This window comes from Modestobacter sp. VKM Ac-2979 (assembly GCF_026967995.1).
Lineage (GTDB): Bacteria > Actinomycetota > Actinomycetes > Mycobacteriales > Geodermatophilaceae > Modestobacter.
In genome coordinates, this window is sequence record NZ_JAPVBO010000005.1 from 239,428 (window position 1) to 260,578 (window position 21,151).

Genomic DNA, 21,151 nt, shown 5'->3' on the forward strand with positions numbered 1-21,151 from the left:
GGGTACCTGCGGCCCGAAGGGCCGCTGAGCGGTGCCGTCGCGGGGCCGGAGGCTCCCGACGGCACCGCTCCCAACGGCTCAACGTGACCGGGGCACGGCACCTGGCCGCGGTGCGGCCCGGAGGGTCGCCGTCTAATCAGTCTCGCTGGGCTGGCCGCTCTCGCCGCGCCAGGTGGCGAGCCGGCCGGCCCGGCTGACGGCGCGCAGCCGCCGCTCGGCCTCCTGGCGGGAGCCGCGCGCGGACACCAGCAGCGCCTGGTCGCCGTGCATCAGCCGGGTGGACCGGTCGGGGACGAACGGCTTGCCGTCGCGGACGACGAGGACCACCGCGGCGTCCTCGGGCAGCCTGAGCTCGGGCAGGTAGACGCCGTGCAGGCGGGAGGTCTCCGGCACCCGCAGCTGCATCAGCTCCGCGCCGAGCTCGTCGAGCGGGGCGGACTCGACGTCGATGTCCTGCGGGGTGACCGGGGTGGCCAGCCGCAGCAGCCGGGCGACGGCCGGCAGTGACCAGCCCTGCACCACGGTGAAGACGACGACGAGCACGAACACCGTGTCGAACACCCGGGTCGCACCGGGCACCTGGGCGGCGATGGGGAACGTCGCGAGCACGATCGGCACCGCGCCGCGCAGCCCGGCCCAGGAGATGAACAGCTGTTGGGCGATCGGGATGCGGAACCAGACGACGCTCAGCAGGACCGAGACCGGGCGGGCGACCAGCAGCAGCGCGCCGCCCACGAGCAGCGCCGGCAGCAGGGCGTCGGGCAGCCGGGCCGGGGACACCAGCAGCCCGAGCAGGACGAACAGGCCGATCTGGGCGAGGCTGGCCAGCCCTTCCGCGAAGCCGATGGTGCCGGCCCGGTGCGGCAGCGCGGCGTTGCCCAGCACCAGGCCGCAGAGGTAGACGGCGACGAAGCCCGAGGTGTGCACCAGGTCGGCGGTGGCGAACGCCAGCACGCACAGCGCCACGGTGGCCAGCGGGTAGAAGCCGACCAGCGGCAGGGCGGCCCGCCGCAGCAGCCAGGCCCCGCCGAACCCGATCGCGAGGCCGATCGCCGTCCCGCCGGCCAGCTCACCGAGCACCTCGGCCAGGACCAGGTACCAGACGGCGGCGGTCCCGCCGGTGAGCTGCTCGCTGAGCACCAGGACGAGCAGGATGACCGGCGCGTCGTTCAGCCCGGACTCCAGCTCCAGCGCGGCGACCATCCGCCGGGGCAGCGGGATCCGGCGCAGGGTGGAGAAGACCGCGGCCGCATCGGTGGAGGTGACCACCGCCCCCAGCAGCAGGGCGAAGAGCCAGTCGAAGTCCAGCAGCCAGACGGCGATCGAGGAGACGACGGCGATGCTCACCACCACGCCGACGGTGGCGAGCGCGATGCCCGGGCCCACCGCCCGGCGGACGTCGGACCAGCGGGTCGTCAGCCCACCCTCGGCCAGGATCACCACGAGCGCGGCGACGCCGAGGGTCTGGGTGAGGCCGACGTCGGAGAACTCGATGCCGAGGCCGCTCTCCCCCAGTGCCACCCCGAACGCCAGGTAGAGCAGCAGCGAGGGGAGCCCGATCCGGTCGGCGAGCCGCAGCGCGACGGCGGCGAGGAGGACGACGAGGGCGCCGACGGCCAGCGCGATGGTGACCGTCGTGTTCATCCGCGGGCCCCCATGGGGGCAGTCTCCCGTACCGCCGTCCCGGGGGTCTGCGCGCCGTGGACCGGCGGCTGCGCGAAGGGGGTGGCGGGGTCGGGGATGATGGGCGGCGTGAGTGCTCCCTCCGGCCCGTTCCAGGCCCTCCCCCCGCAGGTCGACCTGCCGGCCCTCGAACACGAGGTCCTCGAGCAGTGGGAGGCCGACAAGGTCTTCGCCCGATCGCTGGAAGGCTCCGCCGACCGGCCGCAGTGGGTCTTCTACGAAGGCCCGCCCACGGCCAACGGCCGCCCCGGCACCCACCACATCGAGGCGCGGGCGTTCAAGGACGTCTTCCCCCGGTTCAAGACGATGCAGGGGTACTCCGTCCCCCGGCGGGCGGGCTGGGACTGCCACGGCCTGCCCGTGGAGATCGCGGTGGAGCAGGAGCTCGGCTTCGCCGGCAAGCCGGACATCGAGCGCTACGGCATCGCCGAGTTCAACGCCCGCTGCCGGGAGTCGGTGGAGCGGCACGTCGGCGCCTTCGCCGAGCTGACCCAGCGGATGGGCTACTGGGTCGACATGTCGACCGCCTACCGGACGATGGACGCCAGCTACATCGAGAGCGTCTGGTGGTCGCTGCAGCAGGTGTTCGACAAGGGACTGCTGGTGGAGGACCACCGGGTCGCCCCGTACTGCCCGCGCTGCGGCACCGGGCTCAGCGACCACGAGGTGGCCCAGGGCTACGAGACGCTGACCGACCCCTCGGTCTACGTCCGGCTCCCGGTCACCAGCGGCGAGTGGGCGGGGAAGGCCGACCTGCTGATCTGGACGACGACGCCGTGGACGCTCCCGTCCAACACCGCGGTCGCCGTGCACCCCGACGTCACCTACGTGGTGGCCCGCACCGACGACGGGACCTTCGTCGTCGCCGAACCGCTGCTGGCCGCCGCGCTCGGCGAGAACGCGAAGGTGCTGGCCCGCACCACCGGCCGGGACTGGGAGCGGGTGCACTACCAGCGGCCGTTCGAGCTGGTCGACTTCCCCGAGGGGGACGCGCACTTCGTCGTCCTGGCCGAGTACGTCACCACCGAGGACGGCACCGGGCTGGTGCACCAGTCCCCCGCCTTCGGCGCCGACGACTTCACCGTCTGCCGGTCCTACGGCCTGCCGGTGGTCAACCCGATCGACGCCACCGGCCACTTCACCGCCGACGTGCCGCTGGTCGGTGGCCACTTCTTCAAGGCCGCCGACCCGACCCTGGTGCAGGACTTGCAGGACCGGGGCGTGCTGTACCGGGAGATGCGGTACGAGCACAGCTACCCGCACTGCTGGCGCTGCCACACGCCGCTGATGTACTACGCCCAGCCGTCCTGGTACATCCGCACCAGCCAGGTCAAGGACCAGCTGCTGGCACAGAACGAGCGGACGAACTGGTACCCGGAGAACATCAAGGAGGGTCGTTTCGGCGACTGGCTGAACAACAACGTCGACTGGGCGCTGTCCCGCGACCGGTACTGGGGCACGCCGCTGCCGATCTGGCGCAACGACGCCGACCCGTCCCGGATGGTCGTCGTCGGCTCGCTGGCCGAGCTGTCGGAGCTGACCGGCCGCGACCTGTCCGACCTCGACCCGCACCGGCCGTTCATCGACGAGGTGACCTTCACGGTGCCGGGCGAGGAGGGCACCTACCGCCGGGTGCGTCAGGTGATCGACGCCTGGTACGACTCCGGGTCGATGCCGTTCGCCCAGTGGGGTGCGCCGCACCGGAACAAGGCGGAGTTCGAGGCCGCCTACCCGGCGCAGTTCATCGCCGAGGCGATCGACCAGACCCGCGGCTGGTTCTACACGCTGATGGCGGTCGGCACGCTGGTGTTCGAGCAGAGCTCGTACGAGAACGTGCTGTGCCTGGGCCACATCCTGGCCGAGGACGGCCGGAAGATGAGCAAGCACCTGGGCAACATCCTCGAGCCCATGCCGCTGATGGACCGGCACGGCGCCGACGCCGTCCGCTGGTTCATGCTGGCCGGTGGCTCGCCCTGGTCGGCCCGCCGGGTCGGCCACGAGACGCTGTCCGAGGTGGTCCGCAAGGTCCTGCTGACCTACTGGAACACCGCCAGCTTCTTCACCCTCTACGCCGAGACCAACGGCTGGGACCCGGCGGTCGCCCCCGCTCCCCCGCGCGCCGAGCGTCCGCTGCTGGACCGCTGGGCGCTCGCCGAGCTGGCGTCGGTCACCGCCGGCGTCACCGACGCGCTGGAGCAGTTCGACACGCAGACCGCCGGGCGGCTGATCGCCGAGTTCGTCGACGACCTGTCCAACTGGTACGTCCGGCGCAGCCGGCGCCGGTTCTGGGACGGCGACCCGGCCGCGCTGGGCACCCTGCACGAGGTGCTCGACGGCCTGACCCGGCTGATGGCCCCGTTCACGCCCTTCGTGACCGAGCGGGTGTGGCGTGGCGCCGTGGTGCCCGGGGCGGCGGACGCCGTGGACTCGGTGCACCTGGCGAGCTGGCCGGCCGTGGACACCGACGCCCGGGACGACGCCCTGGTGGCCCAGGTGGCGCTGGTCCGTCGCCTGGTCGAGCTCGGCCGGTCCGCCCGCACGGCGGGCAAGGCCCGCACCCGCCAGCCACTGGCCCGGGCGCTCGTCGCCGCACCCGGCTGGGCGCAGCTGCCCCGTGACCTGGTCGCCGAGGTGGCCGAGGAGCTGAACGTCGCGGAGCTGACCGAGCTCGCCGCCGTCGACGGCTCGCTGGTCGACGTCTCGGTGAAGGTCGACTTCCGGGCGGTGGGACGCCGGATGGGCAAGCAGGTGCAGGCCGTCGCCGCGGCGGTCGCCGCCGCGGACGCCGCCGAGCTGGTCGCCGCCTACCGGGCCGGGACGGCGACCGTGCCGGTCGACGGTGCGGAGGTGCCGCTCGTCGAGGGCGACCTGGTGATCACCGAGACCCCGCGCGAGGGGTGGACGGTGGCCTCGGGCGGTGGGCTCACCGTCGCGCTCGACCTGACCCTCACCCCGGAGCTGGAGCGGGCCGGGCTGGTGCGCGAGGTCGTGCGACTGGTGCAGGACGCCCGCAAGTCCAGCGGGCTGGCGGTCAGCGACCGGATCGAGGTCCGGTGGACCGGCGAGGGTGCGATCGCCCAGGCGCTCACCGAGCACGCCGCCCAGCTGTCCGCGGAGGTGCTGGCCACCGCCGTGCACGCCCAGCAGACCGGGGACGGCGACGGCCTCGAGGGTCCGGCGGGCGCCCGGGTCTGGATCACCCCGGCGAGCTGACGCCCGGCCGGGCCCCACGACCCGGGCCCGGCCGGCTCGGACAGCACAGAGCCCCGCCGGACCAGGTCCGGCGGGGCTCTGTCGTGCTGAGGGGTCGTGCTGAGGGGTCGTGCTGTGGAGCGGCGCCTCAGGCGCTGACGTGCTGGCTCTGCCGGCTGTTGGACGCCGGCTCGGCCGAGCCGCGGCTGTCCAGGTCGCGCAGGTGCGACTCCAGGTAGGAGCGCAGCCGGGTGCGGTACTCCCGCTCGAAGGTGCGCAGCTCGTCGACCTTGCGCTCGAGGCTGGCCCGCTTCTCCTCCAGGGAGCCCATCGCCTCCACGTGCTTGCGCTCGGCGTCCTGGGCGAGGGCGGTGGCCTTGGCGCGGGCCTCCCGCTCCATCGTGTCCGCACGGGTGCGGGCGTCGCCCAGCATGGCGTCGGCGCGGCTCTTGGCCTCACCGACCATCTGCTCGCTCTTCGCCCGTGCCTCGGACATCATCCGGTCGCTGCTGCTCTTGGCGGTGCCCACCATCTGGTCGGCCTGGGCCTTGGCCTCGTTGACGTGCCGCTCGGCCGTCTCCGTGGCGAGCGCCAGCATCCGTGAGGCACGGATCGCGTCGTCCTCGCGCACCTGCGCCGCGGGCGCCTGGGTCGGCGGGGGCGGCGGGGCCGCGACGGTCATCGGCGCCGGCTCGGGCCGCTCCTCCCGCGCACCGGAGCCACCGGCACCGGAGCCGCGCAGGTCGTTGTTCTCCTCGATGAGCCGGGCCAGCTCGGCCTCGACCACGTCGAGGAACGCATCGACCTCGTCCTCGTCGTAGCCGCGCTTGCCGATCGGCGGCTTCTTGAAGACGACGTTGTGCACGTCGGCGGGAGTCAGTGGCATGCGGCTCACCTCAGGTCGGGCGGGAGGAACGGGAACGGGTCCGGATCGGCGGCGAACCGCATCGGGTCCACACCCCGCTCGGGCACGGTACGACGGATCATGCGATGGAGTAGGCCATGCTGCTCAAGATGCTGCGCAGGAGGATCACGCCGATCAGCAGCACCATAAACCCCAGGTCCAGCCGGATGGACCCGAGGTTCAACGGCGGGATGACCTTGCGGACCGCCTTGAGCGGCGGGTCGGTCGCGGCGTAGACGACCTCGAGCCCCGCGGCGACCAGACCCTGCGGGCGCCAGCTGCGGGCGAGCACCATCACCCAGTCCACGACGAACCGGGCGAACAGGAGGATCAGGAAGACGAGCAGGATCGACGAGACGATCTGCAGAAGGAGAGCCACGGTCCTCGCTCGTTCGGGAGCACCTCGCGCCGGGGCGTGAGGTGCGCGGGGTCAGGACTGGCTGAAGAACCCGCCCTCACGGATGCGGGCCTTGTCCTCAGCCGTCACGTCGACGTCCTGCGGACTGAGCAGGAAGACCTTGGCCGTGACGCGCTCGATACTACCGTGCAGCCCGAACGTGAGGCCGATGGCGAAGTCGACGAGCCGCTTCGCGTCGGCGTGCTCCATGTCGGTCAGGTTCATGATCACCGGCATGCCGTCCCGGAAGCGCTCCCCGATGGTGCGGGCCTCGTTGTAGGAGGCCGGGTGCACCGTGGTGATGCGGTAGTTCTGCGGGGACGGCGCCGGCGCGGGGGCAGGGGCCGGGACGGGCTCGGGGACCGACGCCACGGGCTCGCTCATGGCCAGGCCGGCTGCGGCTCCGGAGCCGCCGGAGGAGATCCGGCTGCGGCCCGAGGAGCCGGCGCCCACGCTCCCGGCGGCGGACAGCCCGCCACCGGCGAGGCGTGCTGCAGTGCTGCCGCTCGACGGGGTGCCCGCCAGTCCGATCGTCCGGGGGGTGGCCGGACGCCGTCCCAGCGAGACCTCGGGCTCGGGGGCGCGCTCCTCGACCGGCTCGTCGGCGAGGCGGACGCCGGCGTACTCGGTGTCGTAGCCACCGCCGTAGCCGCTGCCGTAGCCGTAGCGGGACTCCTCGGCCACGGGGTCGGCGTCGTCGGCGGCGTAGCGGTCGTACCCGTGGTCGTAGCCCCGGTCGTCCCGGTCGTAGTCGCTCTGACGTGCGGCGTAGCGGTCGTACCCACCGCGGGTGTCGTCGTCCTCGACGAGGCCGAGGTAGACCCCCATCCTCCGCATCGCTCCGGCCATCGGACGTCTCCCTCTGGTCTCGTCGGCGCTGGACGCCCCGCGCTGCAACAGGTTGCTGGGTGGTTCAGGTGGTGCTGGTGTGACTCGGCAGGGCGCACGGGTGGTGCGTCACTGCCCTGCGTCGGAGGTTAGGGGGCGCGTGCCGAACAACGCGGTACCGACACGCACCACGGTGGCCCCAGCTGTCACAGCAGCCTCCAGGTCGCCGCTCATGCCTGCCGATGTCTCCGTGGCACCAGGATGATCGGAGCGCAGCCGGGTGGACAACACGGCCAACCGCTCGAACGCCGGGCCGGGCTCCTCGTCCCGCGGGGCCACCGCCATCAGGCCGCGCAGGCGCAGCTCCGGCGCCGCGGCGATCGCATCGGCGAGGCCGGGGACGTCGGCCGGCGCGGCGCCGCCCCGGCTCCCGAGCTCGCCCTCCGGGCCACCCAGGTCGACCTGGACGTAGACGTCCAGGACCCGCTGCTCGCGTTCGGCGGCGCGGGCCAGCGCCGTCACGAGCGGGGCCCGGTCGACCGAGTGCACCGTGGCACCGAGCCGGGCCACCGGGCCGACCTTGTTCCGTTGCAGCTGCCCGACCAGGTGCCAGTGCAGCTCGGGGACGGTGGGGTCGGCGGCCAGCGCCGCCGCCTTGCCGACCAGCTCCTGCACGCGGTTCTCGGCGAAGTGCCGTTGCCCCAGTGCGGCGAGGGCCCGGACGTCCTCGGCCGACCACGTCTTGCTGACCGCCAGCAGGTGCACCTCCGCCGGGTCGCGGCCGGCCGCCCGGGCAGCGGCGTCGATCCGGGCGCGGACGGCCCGCAGGTTGTCGGCGAGGGACGTCATGTCCTGATCCTCCCCCGGGACCCGGGCCCGCAGCCGGGGCCCACCGTCCGGCCCGGTCCAGGGACCGGCCCGCCTGCCGGGAGAGCGGGGTCCGTCGGCCTCAGCCGAGCCAGACGACGCCCGCCTGGCGACCGGTCACGCCGTCGCGGCGGTGGCTGAACAGCCGGGGGTCCTCGACGGTGCAGCGCGGGTCGTGCACGACCTGCCCGACCCCGGCTCGGCGGAGCACCTCGGCCAGCCCGGCCCGCAGGTCCAGCCCCGGCGTGCCGCGCCGGGTGCGGACCGCACTCGCCGGGGCGACCCGGGCGACGTCGGCCTGCATCTGCGCCGGGACCTCGTAGTCCAGGCCACAGACGGCCGGGCCCAGCAGCGCCTCCACGTCGCCGGGGCGGGAACCCAGCCGGGTCATCGCCGCGAGCGTGGCCGGGACGACACCGGTGCGCACGCCCTCCCGGCCGGCGTGCACCGCGGCGACCACCCCGGCGACGGGGTCGGCCAGCAGCACCGGCACGCAGTCGGCGACCAGCACGCAGAGCACCAGCCCGGGGGTGGCGGTCACCAGCGCGTCGACGTCGGCCACCGGGTTCTCCTCGGCGTCCTCGACGATCGCGACGCCGGTGCCGTGCACCTGGGTCATCCAGAGCAGCCGGTCACCGGGTACACCGAGCTCGCCGGCCAACCGGGCCCGGTTGGCGGCCACGGCGTCCGGGTCGTCGCCGACGTGGACACCCAGGTTGAAGGAGTCGTACGGCGCAGCAGAACGACCGCCCCGCCGGTCGGTGACGACCCGTCGGGGCCGCACCGCCGACAGAGCGGCCGCGCTGTCACTCACGTAGGCATCCCATGGGAACGGCCCCCGTGCAGGGTCCCGCTGCGAGCTTGCGAGTAGTGGGGGGCACGGGGGTCCTTCTACTGGCTGCGCAGGAACTCGGGGATGTCGAGCTCTTCCTCGAAGTCGTCGGTCGCGAGCGGCCGGCGGTTGCCGCCGGACTGCCCGGCGATCGGCGGCAGCGGGGGCACGGTGATCCCGCCACCCTGCGGCGCACTGCCGGGCTGACCCGGTCGCGGCGCCGACGGCGAGGAGGTCACGGGTGCCGCCGGGGCCTGCGGCGGTGCAGCCTGGGCCGGAGCCGAGCTGGCCGGCCGCTCGCCGGTTTGCGCCGGCACCGACGGACGGGCCGCCGGCGGAGCACTGACCGGTGCGGCCGGAGCAGCCGGGGCGCTCGGGGGCGAGGTCGCCAGCGGCGTGCTGCCGGCGTCCTTGCGGGTGCTGGGCTTGCCACCGTCGAACCCGGCCGCGATCACGGTGACCCGCACCTCGTCACCGAGGGCGTCGTCGATGACGGCACCGAAGATGATGTTGGCGTCGGGGTGCGCGGCGTCGGAGACCAGCGAGGCGGCCTCGTTGATCTCGAACAGACCGAGGTCCGACCCACCGGAGATCGACAGCAGGACGCCGTGGGCGCCCTCCATCGAGGCCTCCAGCAGGGGTGAGGCGATCGCCTGCTCGGCGGCCAGCAGCGCGCGGTTGTCGCCGCGGGCGCTGCCGATCCCCATCAGCGCCGACCCTGCCCCGGACATGACCGACTTGACGTCGGCGAAGTCCAGGTTGATCAGACCGGGGGTGGTGATCAGGTCGGTGATGCCCTGCACACCGGAGAGCAGCACCTGGTCGGCGGTCCGGAAGGCGTCCATCACGCTGACGTTCCGGTCGCCCAGCTGCAGCAGCCGGTCGTTCGGGATCACGATGAGCGTGTCGCACTCGTTGCGCAGCTCCTCGATGCCCGTCTCGGCCTGGACCGCCCGCCGCTTCCCCTCGAAGGAGAACGGGCGGGTGACCACGCCGATCGTCAGGGCGCCGAGCTTGCGGGAGATCGAGGCGACGACGGGAGCACCGCCGGTGCCGGTGCCGCCGCCCTCGCCGGCCGTCACGAAGACCATGTCGGCGCCCTTGAGCACCTCTTCGATCTCCTCGCGGTGGTCCTCGGCGGCCTGCCGGCCGACGTCGGGCTGCGCGCCGGCACCCAGACCTCGGGTGAGCTCACGACCGACGTCGAGCTTGACGTCGGCGTCGCTCATCAGCAGCGCCTGCGCGTCGGTGTTGATCGCGATGAACTCGACCCCCTTGAGGCCGACCTCGATCATGCGATTGACCGCGTTCACCCCGCCGCCGCCGATGCCGACGACCTTGATGACCGCTAGGTAGTTGTGCGGAGGTGTCATGCCGCGCTCCCCAACTGGACCCTCATCCTTAGGTTAAGCCTTATAGTTATGTCAACTGAGTCGTTGTGAGGACGAAGTTAGGTGTGCCCATCCGGGGCAGCAAGCACCCTCCTCGGCTCGGCGTGTCCATCGGGCGGATTCTCACGAGGATCTCTGGACCCATCCGTCACTTTGCACTCACCAGACGTGACGACCCGCCTGGTCAGCGTCTCCAGTTCACCTCAAGACATCTCCCGACCCCGTCGGCACGCCCGAGACGGAGGACTCGCGGACCTTTTTCCCGGCCGGGCGTGTCGTGCGCCCCGCGGCACCCCGCGGGGCACCTGTCCTCAGCGCAGGACGACCGCGTCGGGGGTGCTGACGTCGAGGGTGTCGGCCGGGTCGAGGGTCCCCTCGTCGATCTGGTCCAGCAGCGCACCCAGCACCTCGGCCTTGCGGTCGGTGCGCTCAGCACTCCCCCACCGCACCGACCGGCCGTCGGTCAGGGTCAGCGTGACGTCGTCGGCAGTGCGCGCGGACACCCCGGTCACCTGGCTGCGCACGGTGTCCGGCAGCGCGGTCAGCGCACCCAGCGCGGCGGTGGTGGCCGCGTCGTCCGGGCCGGGCTCGCGCACGTCGAGCGGAACGACCCCGGGCGGGGCGTCCCCGGTGATCGTGTCGAACACGACGCCCCGGGCATCGACCAGTCCCCGGGTGCCCTCCTGCTGCACGACGGCGACCGGCACCCGCTCCGCCAGCGTGACCACGACCGTCCCCGGCCAGCCGCGGGTCACCTCCACCGAGTCGACCTGCGGCAGCTGCGCCACCCGTGCGGTCGCCGCCTCGGTGTCCACCCGCACCAACGGGGTGCCCTCCTCGATCCCGGCGACGGAGACGACCTGGGCGTCCGACAGCGCGACGGCCCCGTCGACCCGCACGGTGCGCACCGCCAGCAACGGGCTGGCCAGCAGCACCCAGGCCGCCAGCGCCACCACGAGGGCCAGCCCGACCGCCAGCACGACCAGCCGGCGGCGGGGCGTGCCGGTGCGCCGGGACCGCCCGCGCCGGGCACGCAGCGAGGTGACCGGTGCGGCAGCTCCCGCCGGGGTGGCGCCGCGGCGCGGTCTGCGGGACCGGTCGCGGGTCGTCGACCCCGTACGGCTCACCGGGGTGGCTCCGGCCCGTCCTCCACCGCGTCCGACAGCTCCGGCGGCGGCGCCAGCGCCACCAGCACCTCGGGTCCGACCATCGACACGTCGCCGGCGCCCATGGTCACCACCAGGTCACCCGGGCGTGCCCGGGCGGCCATCGCACCGGCGGCGGCCGACCAGGACGGCTCGAAGGCGACCTGCCCGGCGGGCAGCGGCACCGCGTCGGCGACCAGGGCACCGGTGACCCCGGGCACCGGGTCCTCCCGGGCGCCGTAGACCTCCATGACCACGACCTCGTCGGCCAGGCCCAGGGCCTCGCCGAAGCCGGTGGCGAACTCCGCCGTCCGGCTGTAGAGGTGCGGCTGGAAGAGCACCAGCAGGCGCCCCTCCCCCACCACCGCGCGGGCGGCACGGAGCTGGGCGGCCACCTCGGTGGGGTGGTGGGCGTAGTCGTCGTACACGCGTACCCCGGCGGCGGTGCCCTTGAGCTCGAAGCGCCGGTGCACCCCGCCGAACCGGCCCAGCCCGTTGACCAGCCCGGCGACCGGGAGCTCCAGCTCGATGCCGGCGAGCAGCGCGGCCGCGCTGTTGAGCGCCATGTGCACGCCGGGCAGCCGGATGTGCACCGCGCCGAGCTCCTGGCCGTCGAGGACGGCGGTGTACCGGGTGCCGTCCGGGCCCACCTCCAGGTCGAGCAGCTGCAGGTCCGCACCGGCCGACTCGCCGTAGGTGCGCACCCGGGCGGCGGCGCCGACCGTGGCCAGCCGGGCGGCACCCGGGTCGTCGGCGCACAGCACCAGGAAGCCGTCGGCGGGCACGGTGCGGGCGAAGGTGTCGAACGCCGCCTCGACGGCGGCCAGGTCGCCGTAGTTGTCCAGGTGGTCGGCCTCGACGTTGGTGACGATGCCCCCGCGCGGGGCCAGCAGCAGGAAGGACCGGTCGCTCTCGTCGGCCTCGGCGAGGAAGACGTCGCCCTGACCGGCGTGGGCGTTGGAGCCGGACTCGTTCAGCGTGCCGCCGATGGCGAAGGAGGGGTCGACGCCACAGGCCTGGACGGCGACGGTCAGCATCGAGGTCGTCGAGGTCTTCCCGTGGGTGCCCGCCACCGCGACGCTGCGCCGGCCGGCCATCACCGCCGCCAGGGCCACGGCCCGCGGCAGCACGCGCAGCCCGCGGTCCCGCGCGGCCACCAGCTCGGCGTTCTCGTCGCGGATCGCGGTGGAGACGACCACGGTCGCGGCCTCGCCCAGGTGCTGGGCGGCGTGCCCGACCTCGATCCGCGCACCGAGGGCGTCCAGCGCGCGGAGCGCCGGTGAGTCCCGCCGGTCACTGCCGGACACCGGCACGCCGCGGGCGAGCATGATCCGGGCGATGCCGCTCATCCCGGCGCCGCCGATGCCGATGAAGTGCACCGGCCCGAGCTCGGCCAGCGAGGGGATGGGGCCGCGCCAGGCGGCGACGTCGTCGGCGCTCATCGGTCGCCCACCTCCCGGCCGGCGACCTGCAGCACGAGGTCGGCCAGCCGTTCGTCGGCGTCGGGGGTGCCCGCGGCGGCCGCGTGCTCGGCGAGCGCCGACAGCGCCTGCGGGTCGGTGAGCAACGGGACCAGCTCGCTCTCGATCCAGGACGGCGACAGGTCGGCGTCGGCGACCAGCACCGCGCCACCGGCCTCGACCACGGGCAGCGCGTTGAGCCGCTGCTCGCCGTTGCCGATCGGCAGGGGCACGAACGCGGCCGGCAACCCGACCGCGGAGAGCTCGGCGACGGTGACCGCACCGGAGCGGCACAGCGCCAGGTCCGCCGCGGCGTAGGCCAGGTCCATCCGCTCCAGGTAGTCGACGACGACGTAGGGAGCCGACCCGGCCGGCCGCGCGGGCACCGACACCTCGGTGTTCTTCGGCCCCCGGGCGTGCAGCACCTGCACCCCGGCGGCGGTCAGCGCATCGGCCGCGGCGACCGCGGCCCGGTTCAGCGACGCGGCGCCCTGCGAGCCCCCGAACACCAGCAGGGTCGGGCGGTCGGGGTCCAGCCCGAACTCGGCCCGCGCCTCGGCGCGCCGGGCGGCCCGGTCCAGCCCGCTGATCGCCGTCCGCAGCGGCATCCCGACGTGCTCGGCACCGCGCAGCGGCGTGCTCGGCACGGTGACCGCGACCCGGGCGGCGAGCCGGGCGCCGATCCGGTTGGCCAGCCCCGGCAGTGCGTTCTGCTCGTGCACCACGATCGGGACGCCGGCCCGGCGGGCGGCCAGGTACGCGGGCAGGGCCACGTACCCGCCGAAGCCGACGACCACGTCGGCGTCGAGCTCGGTGAGCAGCTCCCGCGTCTCGGCGACGGCCCGCCGGAGCCGGCCGGGGACGCGCAGCAGGTCCGGCGTCGGCTTGCGCGGCAGCGGCACCGGCGGGATGAGCCGCAGGTCGTAGCCGCGGGCCGGCACCAGTCGGGTCTCCATGCCGCGGGCGGTGCCCAGGCAGGTGACCCGCGCCGCCTCCCCGGCACCGGTGCGGCGGGTGAGCGCGTCGGCGAGGGCGAGCATCGGCTCGATGTGGCCGCCGGTGCCGCCACCGGCGAGGACGACGCGCACCGGTGCGGCACCGGACGGGGGCACGCCCGGGACGTCGTCGCCGGGGTCGGGCTGGGGAGAGGTCACTGCGGGCGTCCTGGCCGTTCGGTTCTCGGGGGGCGGGACCGCTGGACGGGCCGGACCCGGGCAGCGGGCGGCTCACCGGACCAGGGACGGTCGCGGAGCCCCTCGCGCAGGGCGGGCCCCGCAGCAGACGAGGGCCGGCTGCGGACCGTCGGGCGGTCACCGGGGTTCTGCCGGCGGTCGACAGTCTGCCGTTCCGCGCCGCCGCGGCGCGCGTCCGGGGTGGGCGCCGGCTCCTCGGGACGACGTCCCCGGGCCGGGGCGGACGACGACGGGCGACCCGTCACCCGGGCGACCGTCCGGCCGTTCCCACGCCGGGGCGCCGCGGGCGGCGGGCCGGCGCGGCCGGCGGACCGGGTCTCCCGGCGCCGACGGGAGGGCACCGGGTCGACGGCCACCGCGGGGACCGGCGCCAGCAGCCGGGCCAGCCGACCGCGGCGCTGGCCCCGCTGGAAGGCGATCGCGGCCGGTTCGGCCCGGGCGAAGCGGACCAGCAGCCCGACGACGAAGAGGGTGAGGACCAGCGAGGTGCCGCCGGCGGAGATCAGCGGCAGCGTCACGCCGGTGACCGGCAGCAGGCCCACCACGTAGCCCATGTTGATCGCGGCCTGCCCGACCAGCCACACGGTGATGGCGACGCTGGCCAGCTGGACGAAGCGGTCGGTGGACCGGCGGGAGATCCGGAAGCCGGCCCAGGCGAGGATGCCGTACAGGGTGACCACCACGAGGCAGCCCAGGAAGCCCAGCTCCTCGCCGATGATCGCGAAGATGTAGTCGGACTCCGCGTGCGGCAGGATGTTCCACTTCATCGCGCTGTTGCCCAGCCCGACGCCCCACACCCCACCGGTGGCGAGCGCGTACAGCCCGCGGATCGCCTGGTAGCCGCCGTTCTCCGGGTCGGCGAAGGGGTCCAGGAACGAGGTGATCCGGGCCATCCGGTAGCTCGCGAACGTGACCATCAGGACGACGGCCACGGCGGCGAGCGCGACGGCACCGGCGATGTAGCGGCGGGACAGCCCGCCGGCCCACATCAGCCCGGCCAGCACCAGCCCCAGGCTCACCACCGCGCCCATGTCCGGCTCGAGCAGCAGGAGCACCGACAGCACGCCGAACACCGGCAGCACCGGCACGAGCAGCGACCGGACGGTCAGGTACTTCTCCCGCAGGGCGATGACGTGGGCGCCCCAGAGGGCGAAGACCAGCTTGCCCAGCTCGGAGGGCTGGAAGTTGGTGAAGCCCAGGTCGAACCAGGCCCGGGAGCCGTTCAGCTTGAGCCCGATGCCCGGCACCAGGACCAGCAGCAGCAGACCGGCGACGCCGAGCAGCCCCCAGCCGGAGAACTGGCGGATGCGGCCGACCGGCAGGTGCATCGCCACCAGCATGGCGAGCAGCCCGATGACGGCGAAGGCGATCTGCCGGACGCCGGGCAGCCAGGCCGGCTGACCGGCCTTGGCCGCCTCGATCGAGGAGGCGGAGAAGACCATGACCAGGCCGATCGCCAGCAGCATGCCGGCCGCGCCCAGCACCAGGTGGGAGCTGGTCATCGGACCGTCGAGCCAGGCCGGGGCGCGGAAGCGTGGGCCCTCGGCGCGGGGTGCGGCCGGTGGTTGCTCCTCGCGGCCGGCGCGGCGGGAGGAGCGCTGCCCGGTGGTCGCCGTCACCGGCCGGTCATCCCAGCGCGCGGACCGCGTCGGCGAAGGCCCGGCCGCGGTGCGCGTAGTCGGTGAACACGTCCATCGAGGCCGCCGCCGGGGCGAGCAGCACGGTGTCCCCGGGGCGGGCCAGCCGGACGGCGGCCGCGACCACCTCACGCATCACACTGTCCCCATCGGTCACCACACCGCCATCGTCGCCGCTGGGGACGACCGTGCGTGGGACCGACGGGGCGTGTCGCGCCAGCGACCGGGCCAGCACCTCCCGGTCCCGGCCCAGCAGCACCACCCCGGCCAGCCGCGGGGCGACCGCGGCGACCAGCGGATCGACGTCGGCGCCCTTGAGCAGGCCGCCGGCGATCCACACCACCCGTGGGTAGGCGGCCAGCGAGGCGCCGGCCGCGTGCGGGTTGGTGGCCTTGCTGTCGTCGACGAAGTCGATGCCGTCGACGGTGCCGACCAGCACGTTGCGGTGCGCGCCCCCGCGGAAGCCGGCCAGGCCACGCCCGACCGCGGCGGCGTCGACCCCCGCGACCCGGGCCAGCGCCGCGGCGGCCAGGGCGTTCACCGTGTTGTGCGGCCCCCGCACCTGCAGGGCGTCCAGCTCGACCAGCACCTCACCGGCCGGCTCGGCGCTGAACGCGCGGTCCACGAGGGCACCGGCCCGGACGCCGAGCTGGCCGCGCTCGGGTTCCCCGAGGGTCACGGTGACCGGGTGCCGGTGGCCGCCGACGAGCCCGGACGCCACCGGGTCACCGGCGTCGGCGACCGCGACCGGTGCCAGCCGCAGCAGCAGGGCCTTGGCGTCCCGGTAGGCGTCGAACGAGCCGTGCCAGTCGACGTGGTCGTCGGCGACGTTGAGCACGCAGGCGCCGGCGGGGGCGATCGACGAGGACCAGTGCAGCTGGAAGCTGGAGAGCTCCACGGCGATCGCGTCGTGGGCGGGGGTGCCGTCGGCGTCGCGGGCGGTGACCACCTCGATGAGCGGCCGGCCGACGTTGCCCGCAGCGACCGCCCGCCGCCCGGCGGCCAGCAGGACCGCCTCGAGCATCGTGACCGTCGTCGTCTTGCCGTTCGTGCCGGTGACCGCGAACCAGGGGGCGGGCTCCGCGCCCGGGGCCGCGATCCGCAGCCGCCAGGCCAGCTCCGGCTCGCCGATGACCTCCACGCCGCGGGCGGCGGCGGTCCGCAGCAGCGGGGAGTCCGGGCGCCAGCCCGGGGAGGTGACGACCAGGTCGACGTCCTCCGGCGGTTCGCTGAGCGATCCGAGCCAGCGGGCCCCCGCCGCGACCAGCTCGGCCAGCACGGCCGGCTCGGTGGCATCGGTGAGCAGGACGTCGTCCCCGCGGGCCAGCAGCACCCGAGCGGCCGCGGCGCCGGAGACCCCCAGCCCGGCGACCAGCACGGTGCCCAGCGGGCGTTCCGCCGTCCCGTCCGGATGCGCCATCTCAGAGCCCCGTGACGGAGAGCCAGTCGGCGTAGAACAGCCCCAGCCCGAAGGCGACGGCCATCCCGGTGACCAGCCAGAACCGGACGATCACGGTGTTCTCCGCCCAGCCGGCGAGCTCGAAGTGGTGGTGCAGCGGTGCCATCCGGAAGACCCGCCGCCGGGTCGCCCGGAAGAAGCCGACCTGGATCACCACCGACAGGGTGACCGCCACGAACAGCCCACCGAGCACGACCAGCAGCAGCTCGGTGCGGGTGACGATGGCCAGCCCGGCCATCAGCCCGCCCAGGGCCAGGGAACCGGTGTCGCCCATGAAGATCCGGGCCGGTGAGGTGTTCCACCACAGGAAGCCCAGGCAGGCGCCCATCGCCGCGGCGGCCACCAGGGTCACGTCGAGCGGGTCGCGGACGGTGTAGCAGCCGTCGACGACGCCGCCGGCGCAGTCGTTGCCGAACTGCCAGAACGAGATGACCACGTAGGAGCCGAACACCATCGCCGAGGCGCCGGCGGCCAGCCCGTCGAGGCCGTCGGTGAGGTTGACCGCGTTGGAGAAGCCGGCGATGAAGAGGTAGGCCAGCGCGACGAACGCGACCGTCGGCAGGGTGAGCGGGGCGATGTCCCGGACGAAGGAGACCGTCGTGGTGGCCACCGCGGTCCCGTCCTCGCCGTCGGCCATCAGCGCGAGCACGGCGAAGGTGACCCCGATGACCAGCTGGCCGACCAGCTTGGCGGTCTTGTTCAGGCCGAGGCTGCGCCGGTACCGGATCTTGAGGTAGTCGTCGAGGAACCCGACCGTGCCCAGGCCGATGAGCAGGAACAGCAGCAGCAGTCCGGTGGCGGTGACGCCACGGCCCTCCTGGTTGATCACGAACAGGTGCGCCACCAGGTAGCCGACCACCGTGGCCAGCACCATCACGGTGCCGCCCATGGTCGGTGTGCCCTTCTTCGACAGGTGGCTCTCCGGGCCGTCGTCCCGGATCTCCTGACCGAAGCCGTGCTTCCGGAAGGCCTTGATCGCCAACGGGGTCAGCAGGATCGAGACGATCAGCCCGACGGCGGCGGCGACGAGGACCGACCTCACGCGGTCACCTCCGGGCCGCCGTCGGCGATCAGGTCGGCGGCGAGCTTCTCGAGGCCGTAGCTGCGCGAGGCCTTGACCAGCACGACGTCCCCCGGCCCGACCACCTCGCTCAGCAACCGCCGGGCTGCTGCCCGGTCCGGCAGGTGCACGGACTCCTCCTGCTCCCCCCCGCGGTCGCCTGCGCGACCACGGGCGTCCAGTTCCGCACGGGCACCCGCGTGCACACCCGCCGCGTCGGGCCCGACGGAGACGACGAGGTCGACCCCGGCGCGCACGGCGTCGCGGCCCAGCTCCTCGTGCGCGGCCCCGGCGGTGGGGCCGAGCTCCCCCATCGCACCGAGCACGGCGATCCGGCGGCGGCCGCGCAGCCGGCGGAGCGCGGCCAGCGCAGCCCGCATCGACTCGGGGTTGGCGTTGTAGGCGTCGTTGACGACGGTCACGCCGTCGGCGCGGGTGGTGACCTCCATCCGCCAGCGGCTGCGCGGGGCGGCGTCCGACAGCGCCTGCGCGACGGCGGCGGGCGTCATCCCGGCGGCCAGGGCCGCGCCGGCGGCGGAGAGCGCGTTGGCGACCTGGTGCACCCCGACGACCTGCAGGGCGACCGGGTGCTGCTCGCCGCGGGCGACGAGGGTGAACCGGGCGCGGGCGGCGTCGTCGAGCTCGACCCCGGTGGCCCGCACGTCGGCGTGCTCGGCCAGCCCGGTGGTCAGCACGGCGGCCTCCGTGCGGGGTGCCATGCCGGCCACCCGCGCGTCGTCGGCGTTGAGCACGGCGGTGCCGGTGGCCGGCAGCGCGGCGACCAGCTCGCCCTTGCTGGTGGCGATCACCTCGGCGCTGCCGAACTCCCCCAGGTGGGCGGACCCGACGTTGAGCACGACGCCGATCGCCGGCCGGGCGATCCCGCACAGCCGGGCGATGTGACCGGGGCCGCGGGAGCCCATCTCCAGCACCAGGAACCGGGTGTCCGCGTCGGCGGAGAGCACGGTCAGCGGCAGGCCGATGTCGTTGTTGAACGAGCCCTGCGGGCTGACGGTCGGGCCGGCGGCGGCCAGCACCTGGCCCAGCAGGTCCTTGGTCGAGGTCTTGCCGGAGGACCCGGTGACGCCGATGGTCACCAGCCCCGCCTCGACCAGCCGGCCGTGCACGGCCGCGGCCAGCCGGCCCAGGGCCGCCACCGGGTCGGCCACGACCACGCAGGGCAGCGCCGGGTCGGCCCGGGCGGTGAGCGCACCGGCCGCGCCGGCCGCCGCAGCGGCGGGGAGGAAGTCGGCGCCGTCGACCCGCTCCCCGGGGAGGGCGACGAAGAGGTCACCGGGGGCCACGGCACGGGAGTCGACCAGCACCGCACCGGTCACCTCGGTCGAGCCGTCGCCGACGAGCTCGCCGTCGACGGCCGCGGCCACCTCGGCCAGGGTCAAAGCGATCACGCGTCCACCTCGCTGGCGCTCGTCGGCCGCGTGCTCGACGATGCTGCGCTCATGCGTGCCCTCGCAAGCTCGGTCACGTGTCCACCTCGGCGTGGGCGGCCAGCAGCTCGTGCAGCACCACGCGGTCGTCGAAGGGCAGCACCTCGCCCCCCACCTCCTGACCCGTCTCATGGCCCTTGCCGGCCACGAGCAGCGTGTCACCCGGCCCGGCGAGCCCGACGGCGGCCGCGAGGGCGGCCCGCCGGTCACCGATCTCCAGCACCTCGGCCCGCCGGTCGGCGGGGACGTCGTCGGCACCGGCGCGCATCGCCGCGCGGATGACCGCGGGGTCCTCCGAGCGCGGGTTGTCGTCGGTGATCACCAGGACGTCGCTGCCGGCCGCCGCGGCGGCGCCCATCCCCGGCCGCTTGCCCGGGTCGCGGTCACCGCCGCAGCCGAGCACGGTGAGCAGCCGCCCGGGGGTCGCCGGACGGAGCGCGGCCAGCGCGGTCTGCACCGCGTCGGGGGTGTGCGCGTAGTCGACGACGGCGACGAACGGCTGGCCGGCGTCCACCGGCTCCATCCGGCCGGGGACGACGGTCTCGGCGATCCCGGTCAGCGACGTCTCCGGCGGCACCCCGACGGCGTCCAGCAGGGCGACGGCGAGCACCGCGTTGGCCACGTTGAAGCTGCCCGGCAGCCGCAGCCGCGCCGGCCAGCTGCGGCCGCCGGGACCGTGCAGCGTGAAGGTCGAGCCACCGGCGGGGACGGCGGCCACGTCGGTGGCCGACCAGTCCGCCCCACCGGCCCCGGAGCTGGAGACGGTGACCGTGCCGGGGCGGACCAGCCGCCGTCCGGCGGGGTCGTCGACGTCGACCACCTCGACCGCGGCGCGGCCGTCGAACAGCAGCGCCTTGGCCTGGAAGTAGCTCTCCGGGTCGCCGTGGAAGTCCAGGTGGTCGCGGGAGAGGTTGGTGAACCCGGCGGCGGCGAAGCGCACCCCACCGACCCGGCCCAGGACCAGCGCGTGGCTGGACACCTCCATGACCACTGCGCGCACCCCCGAGTCGACCATGGTGGCGAGGAGCGCGTGCAGGTCGGCCGCCTCCGGGGTGGTGCGGACGCTGGGCAGCTCCGTGGTGACCGGTGCATCGTCGGCGTCCCGGCCCCGGGTGCGGGTCTGCACGGTGCCGATCAGCCCGCTGGCCCAGCCGGCGGCGGCCAGGCCGGCCTCGATCAGGTAGGCCGTCGTCGTCTTGCCGTTGGTGCCGGTGATGCCGAGCACGGTCAGCTGCTCGCTGGGCATCCCGTAGACCCGGGAGGCGACCGCGCCGAGCACGGCCCGCGGGTCGTCGGCCACGCAGACCGGCAGGCCCGCAGCCCGGGCCTGCTCCTCCCCCGCCGGGTCGGTGAGCACCGCGCGGGCGCCGCGCGCGGCGGCGTCGGCGGTGTAGCGGGCGCCGTGGGTGCGGGCGCCGGGGAGGGCGGCGTAGAGGTCACCGGGGTGGACGTCGCCGGACGCGTGGGTGACGCCGGTGACGGCCACGGCGGTCGCGCCGGTCACCGGGTCGCCGATGAGGTCGGCGAGATCGGCGAGGGAGAGCGGGCGGTTCCCGGCTGGCCGGGACGCCGCCCCGGGGGCGGTCGGGGTCACGACGGTCCAATCTACCGGCGCGGAGGACGACGGCCCGATCACCTCCTGACCCCGTGTCGCG

At 74.7% G+C, this 21,151-nt stretch carries 16 protein-coding genes; 1 reads left to right on the forward strand and 15 read right to left on the reverse strand.

The window, feature by feature from the left end:
- Window positions 1-132: 132 nt before the first annotated feature.
- On the reverse strand, window positions 133-1,644 hold the full coding sequence (locus O2W15_RS16005) for a potassium/proton antiporter (protein ID WP_269180090.1): 1,512 nt from the start codon (window positions 1,642-1,644) through the stop codon (window positions 133-135).
- Between the two features lie 108 nt (window positions 1,645-1,752).
- Here O2W15_RS16005 and ileS point away from each other — a divergent pair, with 108 nt between their 5' ends.
- Window positions 1,753-4,896, forward strand: coding sequence for an isoleucine--tRNA ligase (ileS, locus tag O2W15_RS16010; protein ID WP_269180091.1), 3,144 nt, complete (start codon window positions 1,753-1,755; stop codon window positions 4,894-4,896).
- Between the two features lie 127 nt (window positions 4,897-5,023).
- Here the strand turns inward: ileS and wag31 are convergent, their stop codons facing one another.
- The 14 genes from wag31 to O2W15_RS16080 all read right to left on the reverse strand — a co-directional run bounded on the left by wag31 (window position 5,024) and on the right by O2W15_RS16080 (window position 21,090).
- Window positions 5,024-5,761 (reverse strand): DivIVA-like cell division protein Wag31, encoded by a 738-nt coding sequence (gene wag31, locus O2W15_RS16015; protein WP_269180092.1) that lies wholly within the window; start codon window positions 5,759-5,761, stop codon window positions 5,024-5,026.
- 97 nt (window positions 5,762-5,858) lie between these two features.
- Window positions 5,859-6,158, reverse strand: coding sequence for a YggT family protein (locus tag O2W15_RS16020; RefSeq protein ID WP_269162198.1), 300 nt, complete (start codon window positions 6,156-6,158; stop codon window positions 5,859-5,861).
- 51 nt (window positions 6,159-6,209) lie between these two features.
- Window positions 6,210-7,025 (reverse strand): cell division protein SepF, encoded by an 816-nt coding sequence (locus O2W15_RS16025; RefSeq protein ID WP_269180093.1) that lies wholly within the window; start codon window positions 7,023-7,025, stop codon window positions 6,210-6,212.
- Window positions 7,026-7,133: 108 nt separating this feature from the next.
- A complete protein-coding gene (locus O2W15_RS16030; protein ID WP_269180094.1) occupies window positions 7,134-7,853 on the reverse strand; it encodes a YggS family pyridoxal phosphate-dependent enzyme in 720 nt (239 codons plus the stop codon).
- 100 nt (window positions 7,854-7,953) lie between these two features.
- The gene (gene pgeF / locus O2W15_RS16035) at window positions 7,954-8,685 is read right to left on the reverse strand and encodes a peptidoglycan editing factor PgeF (RefSeq protein ID WP_269180095.1); all 732 of its coding nucleotides are present in this window, start codon (window positions 8,683-8,685) and stop codon (window positions 7,954-7,956) included.
- A gap of 77 nt (window positions 8,686-8,762) precedes the next feature.
- A complete protein-coding gene (gene ftsZ / locus O2W15_RS16040; RefSeq protein ID WP_269162194.1) occupies window positions 8,763-10,076 on the reverse strand; it encodes a cell division protein FtsZ in 1,314 nt (437 codons plus the stop codon).
- Between the two features lie 329 nt (window positions 10,077-10,405).
- On the reverse strand, window positions 10,406-11,221 hold the full coding sequence (locus O2W15_RS16045; RefSeq protein WP_269180096.1) for a cell division protein FtsQ/DivIB: 816 nt from the start codon (window positions 11,219-11,221) through the stop codon (window positions 10,406-10,408).
- Entirely contained in the window at window positions 11,218-12,681 is a 1,464-nt protein-coding gene (gene murC, locus O2W15_RS16050) for a UDP-N-acetylmuramate--L-alanine ligase (protein WP_269180097.1), read from the reverse strand. Before murC ends, O2W15_RS16045 begins: the two co-directional genes overlap by 4 nt.
- Window positions 12,678-13,853, reverse strand: coding sequence for an undecaprenyldiphospho-muramoylpentapeptide beta-N-acetylglucosaminyltransferase (murG, locus tag O2W15_RS16055; RefSeq protein ID WP_269180098.1), 1,176 nt, complete (start codon window positions 13,851-13,853; stop codon window positions 12,678-12,680). Before murG ends, murC begins: the two co-directional genes overlap by 4 nt.
- On the reverse strand, window positions 13,850-15,511 hold the full coding sequence (gene ftsW, locus O2W15_RS16060) for a putative lipid II flippase FtsW (RefSeq protein WP_269180099.1): 1,662 nt from the start codon (window positions 15,509-15,511) through the stop codon (window positions 13,850-13,852). Before ftsW ends, murG begins: the two co-directional genes overlap by 4 nt.
- A 7-nt stretch (window positions 15,512-15,518) precedes the next feature.
- Entirely contained in the window at window positions 15,519-16,949 is a 1,431-nt protein-coding gene (gene murD, locus O2W15_RS16065) for a UDP-N-acetylmuramoyl-L-alanine--D-glutamate ligase (RefSeq protein WP_269180100.1), read from the reverse strand.
- A gap of 1 nt (window position 16,950) precedes the next feature.
- Window positions 16,951-18,030, reverse strand: coding sequence for a phospho-N-acetylmuramoyl-pentapeptide-transferase (mraY, locus tag O2W15_RS16070; protein WP_269162188.1), 1,080 nt, complete (start codon window positions 18,028-18,030; stop codon window positions 16,951-16,953).
- On the reverse strand, window positions 18,027-19,457 hold the full coding sequence (locus O2W15_RS16075) for a UDP-N-acetylmuramoyl-tripeptide--D-alanyl-D-alanine ligase (protein WP_269180101.1): 1,431 nt from the start codon (window positions 19,455-19,457) through the stop codon (window positions 18,027-18,029). Before O2W15_RS16075 ends, mraY begins: the two co-directional genes overlap by 4 nt.
- Before the next feature lie 73 nt (window positions 19,458-19,530).
- On the reverse strand, window positions 19,531-21,090 hold the full coding sequence (locus O2W15_RS16080) for a UDP-N-acetylmuramoyl-L-alanyl-D-glutamate--2,6-diaminopimelate ligase (protein WP_269180102.1): 1,560 nt from the start codon (window positions 21,088-21,090) through the stop codon (window positions 19,531-19,533).
- Window positions 21,091-21,151: the final 61 nt, after the last annotated feature.

Excerpts from the sequence above, each read along its gene's own strand:
- O2W15_RS16005 (WP_269180090.1), bottom strand. The coding sequence starts at position 1,644 with ATGAACACGACGGTCACCATCGCGCTGGCCGTCGGCGCCCTCGTCGTC.
- wag31 (WP_269180092.1), bottom strand. The coding sequence starts at position 5,761 with ATGCCACTGACTCCCGCCGACGTGCACAACGTCGTCTTCAAGAAGCCG.
- O2W15_RS16025 (WP_269180093.1), bottom strand. The coding sequence starts at position 7,025 with ATGGCCGGAGCGATGCGGAGGATGGGGGTCTACCTCGGCCTCGTCGAG.
- O2W15_RS16030 (WP_269180094.1), bottom strand. The coding sequence starts at position 7,853 with ATGACGTCCCTCGCCGACAACCTGCGGGCCGTCCGCGCCCGGATCGAC.
- ftsZ (WP_269162194.1), bottom strand. The coding sequence starts at position 10,076 with ATGACACCTCCGCACAACTACCTAGCGGTCATCAAGGTCGTCGGCATC.
- murC (WP_269180097.1), bottom strand. The coding sequence starts at position 12,681 with ATGAGCGCCGACGACGTCGCCGCCTGGCGCGGCCCCATCCCCTCGCTG.
- murD (WP_269180100.1), bottom strand. The coding sequence starts at position 16,949 with ATGGCGCATCCGGACGGGACGGCGGAACGCCCGCTGGGCACCGTGCTG.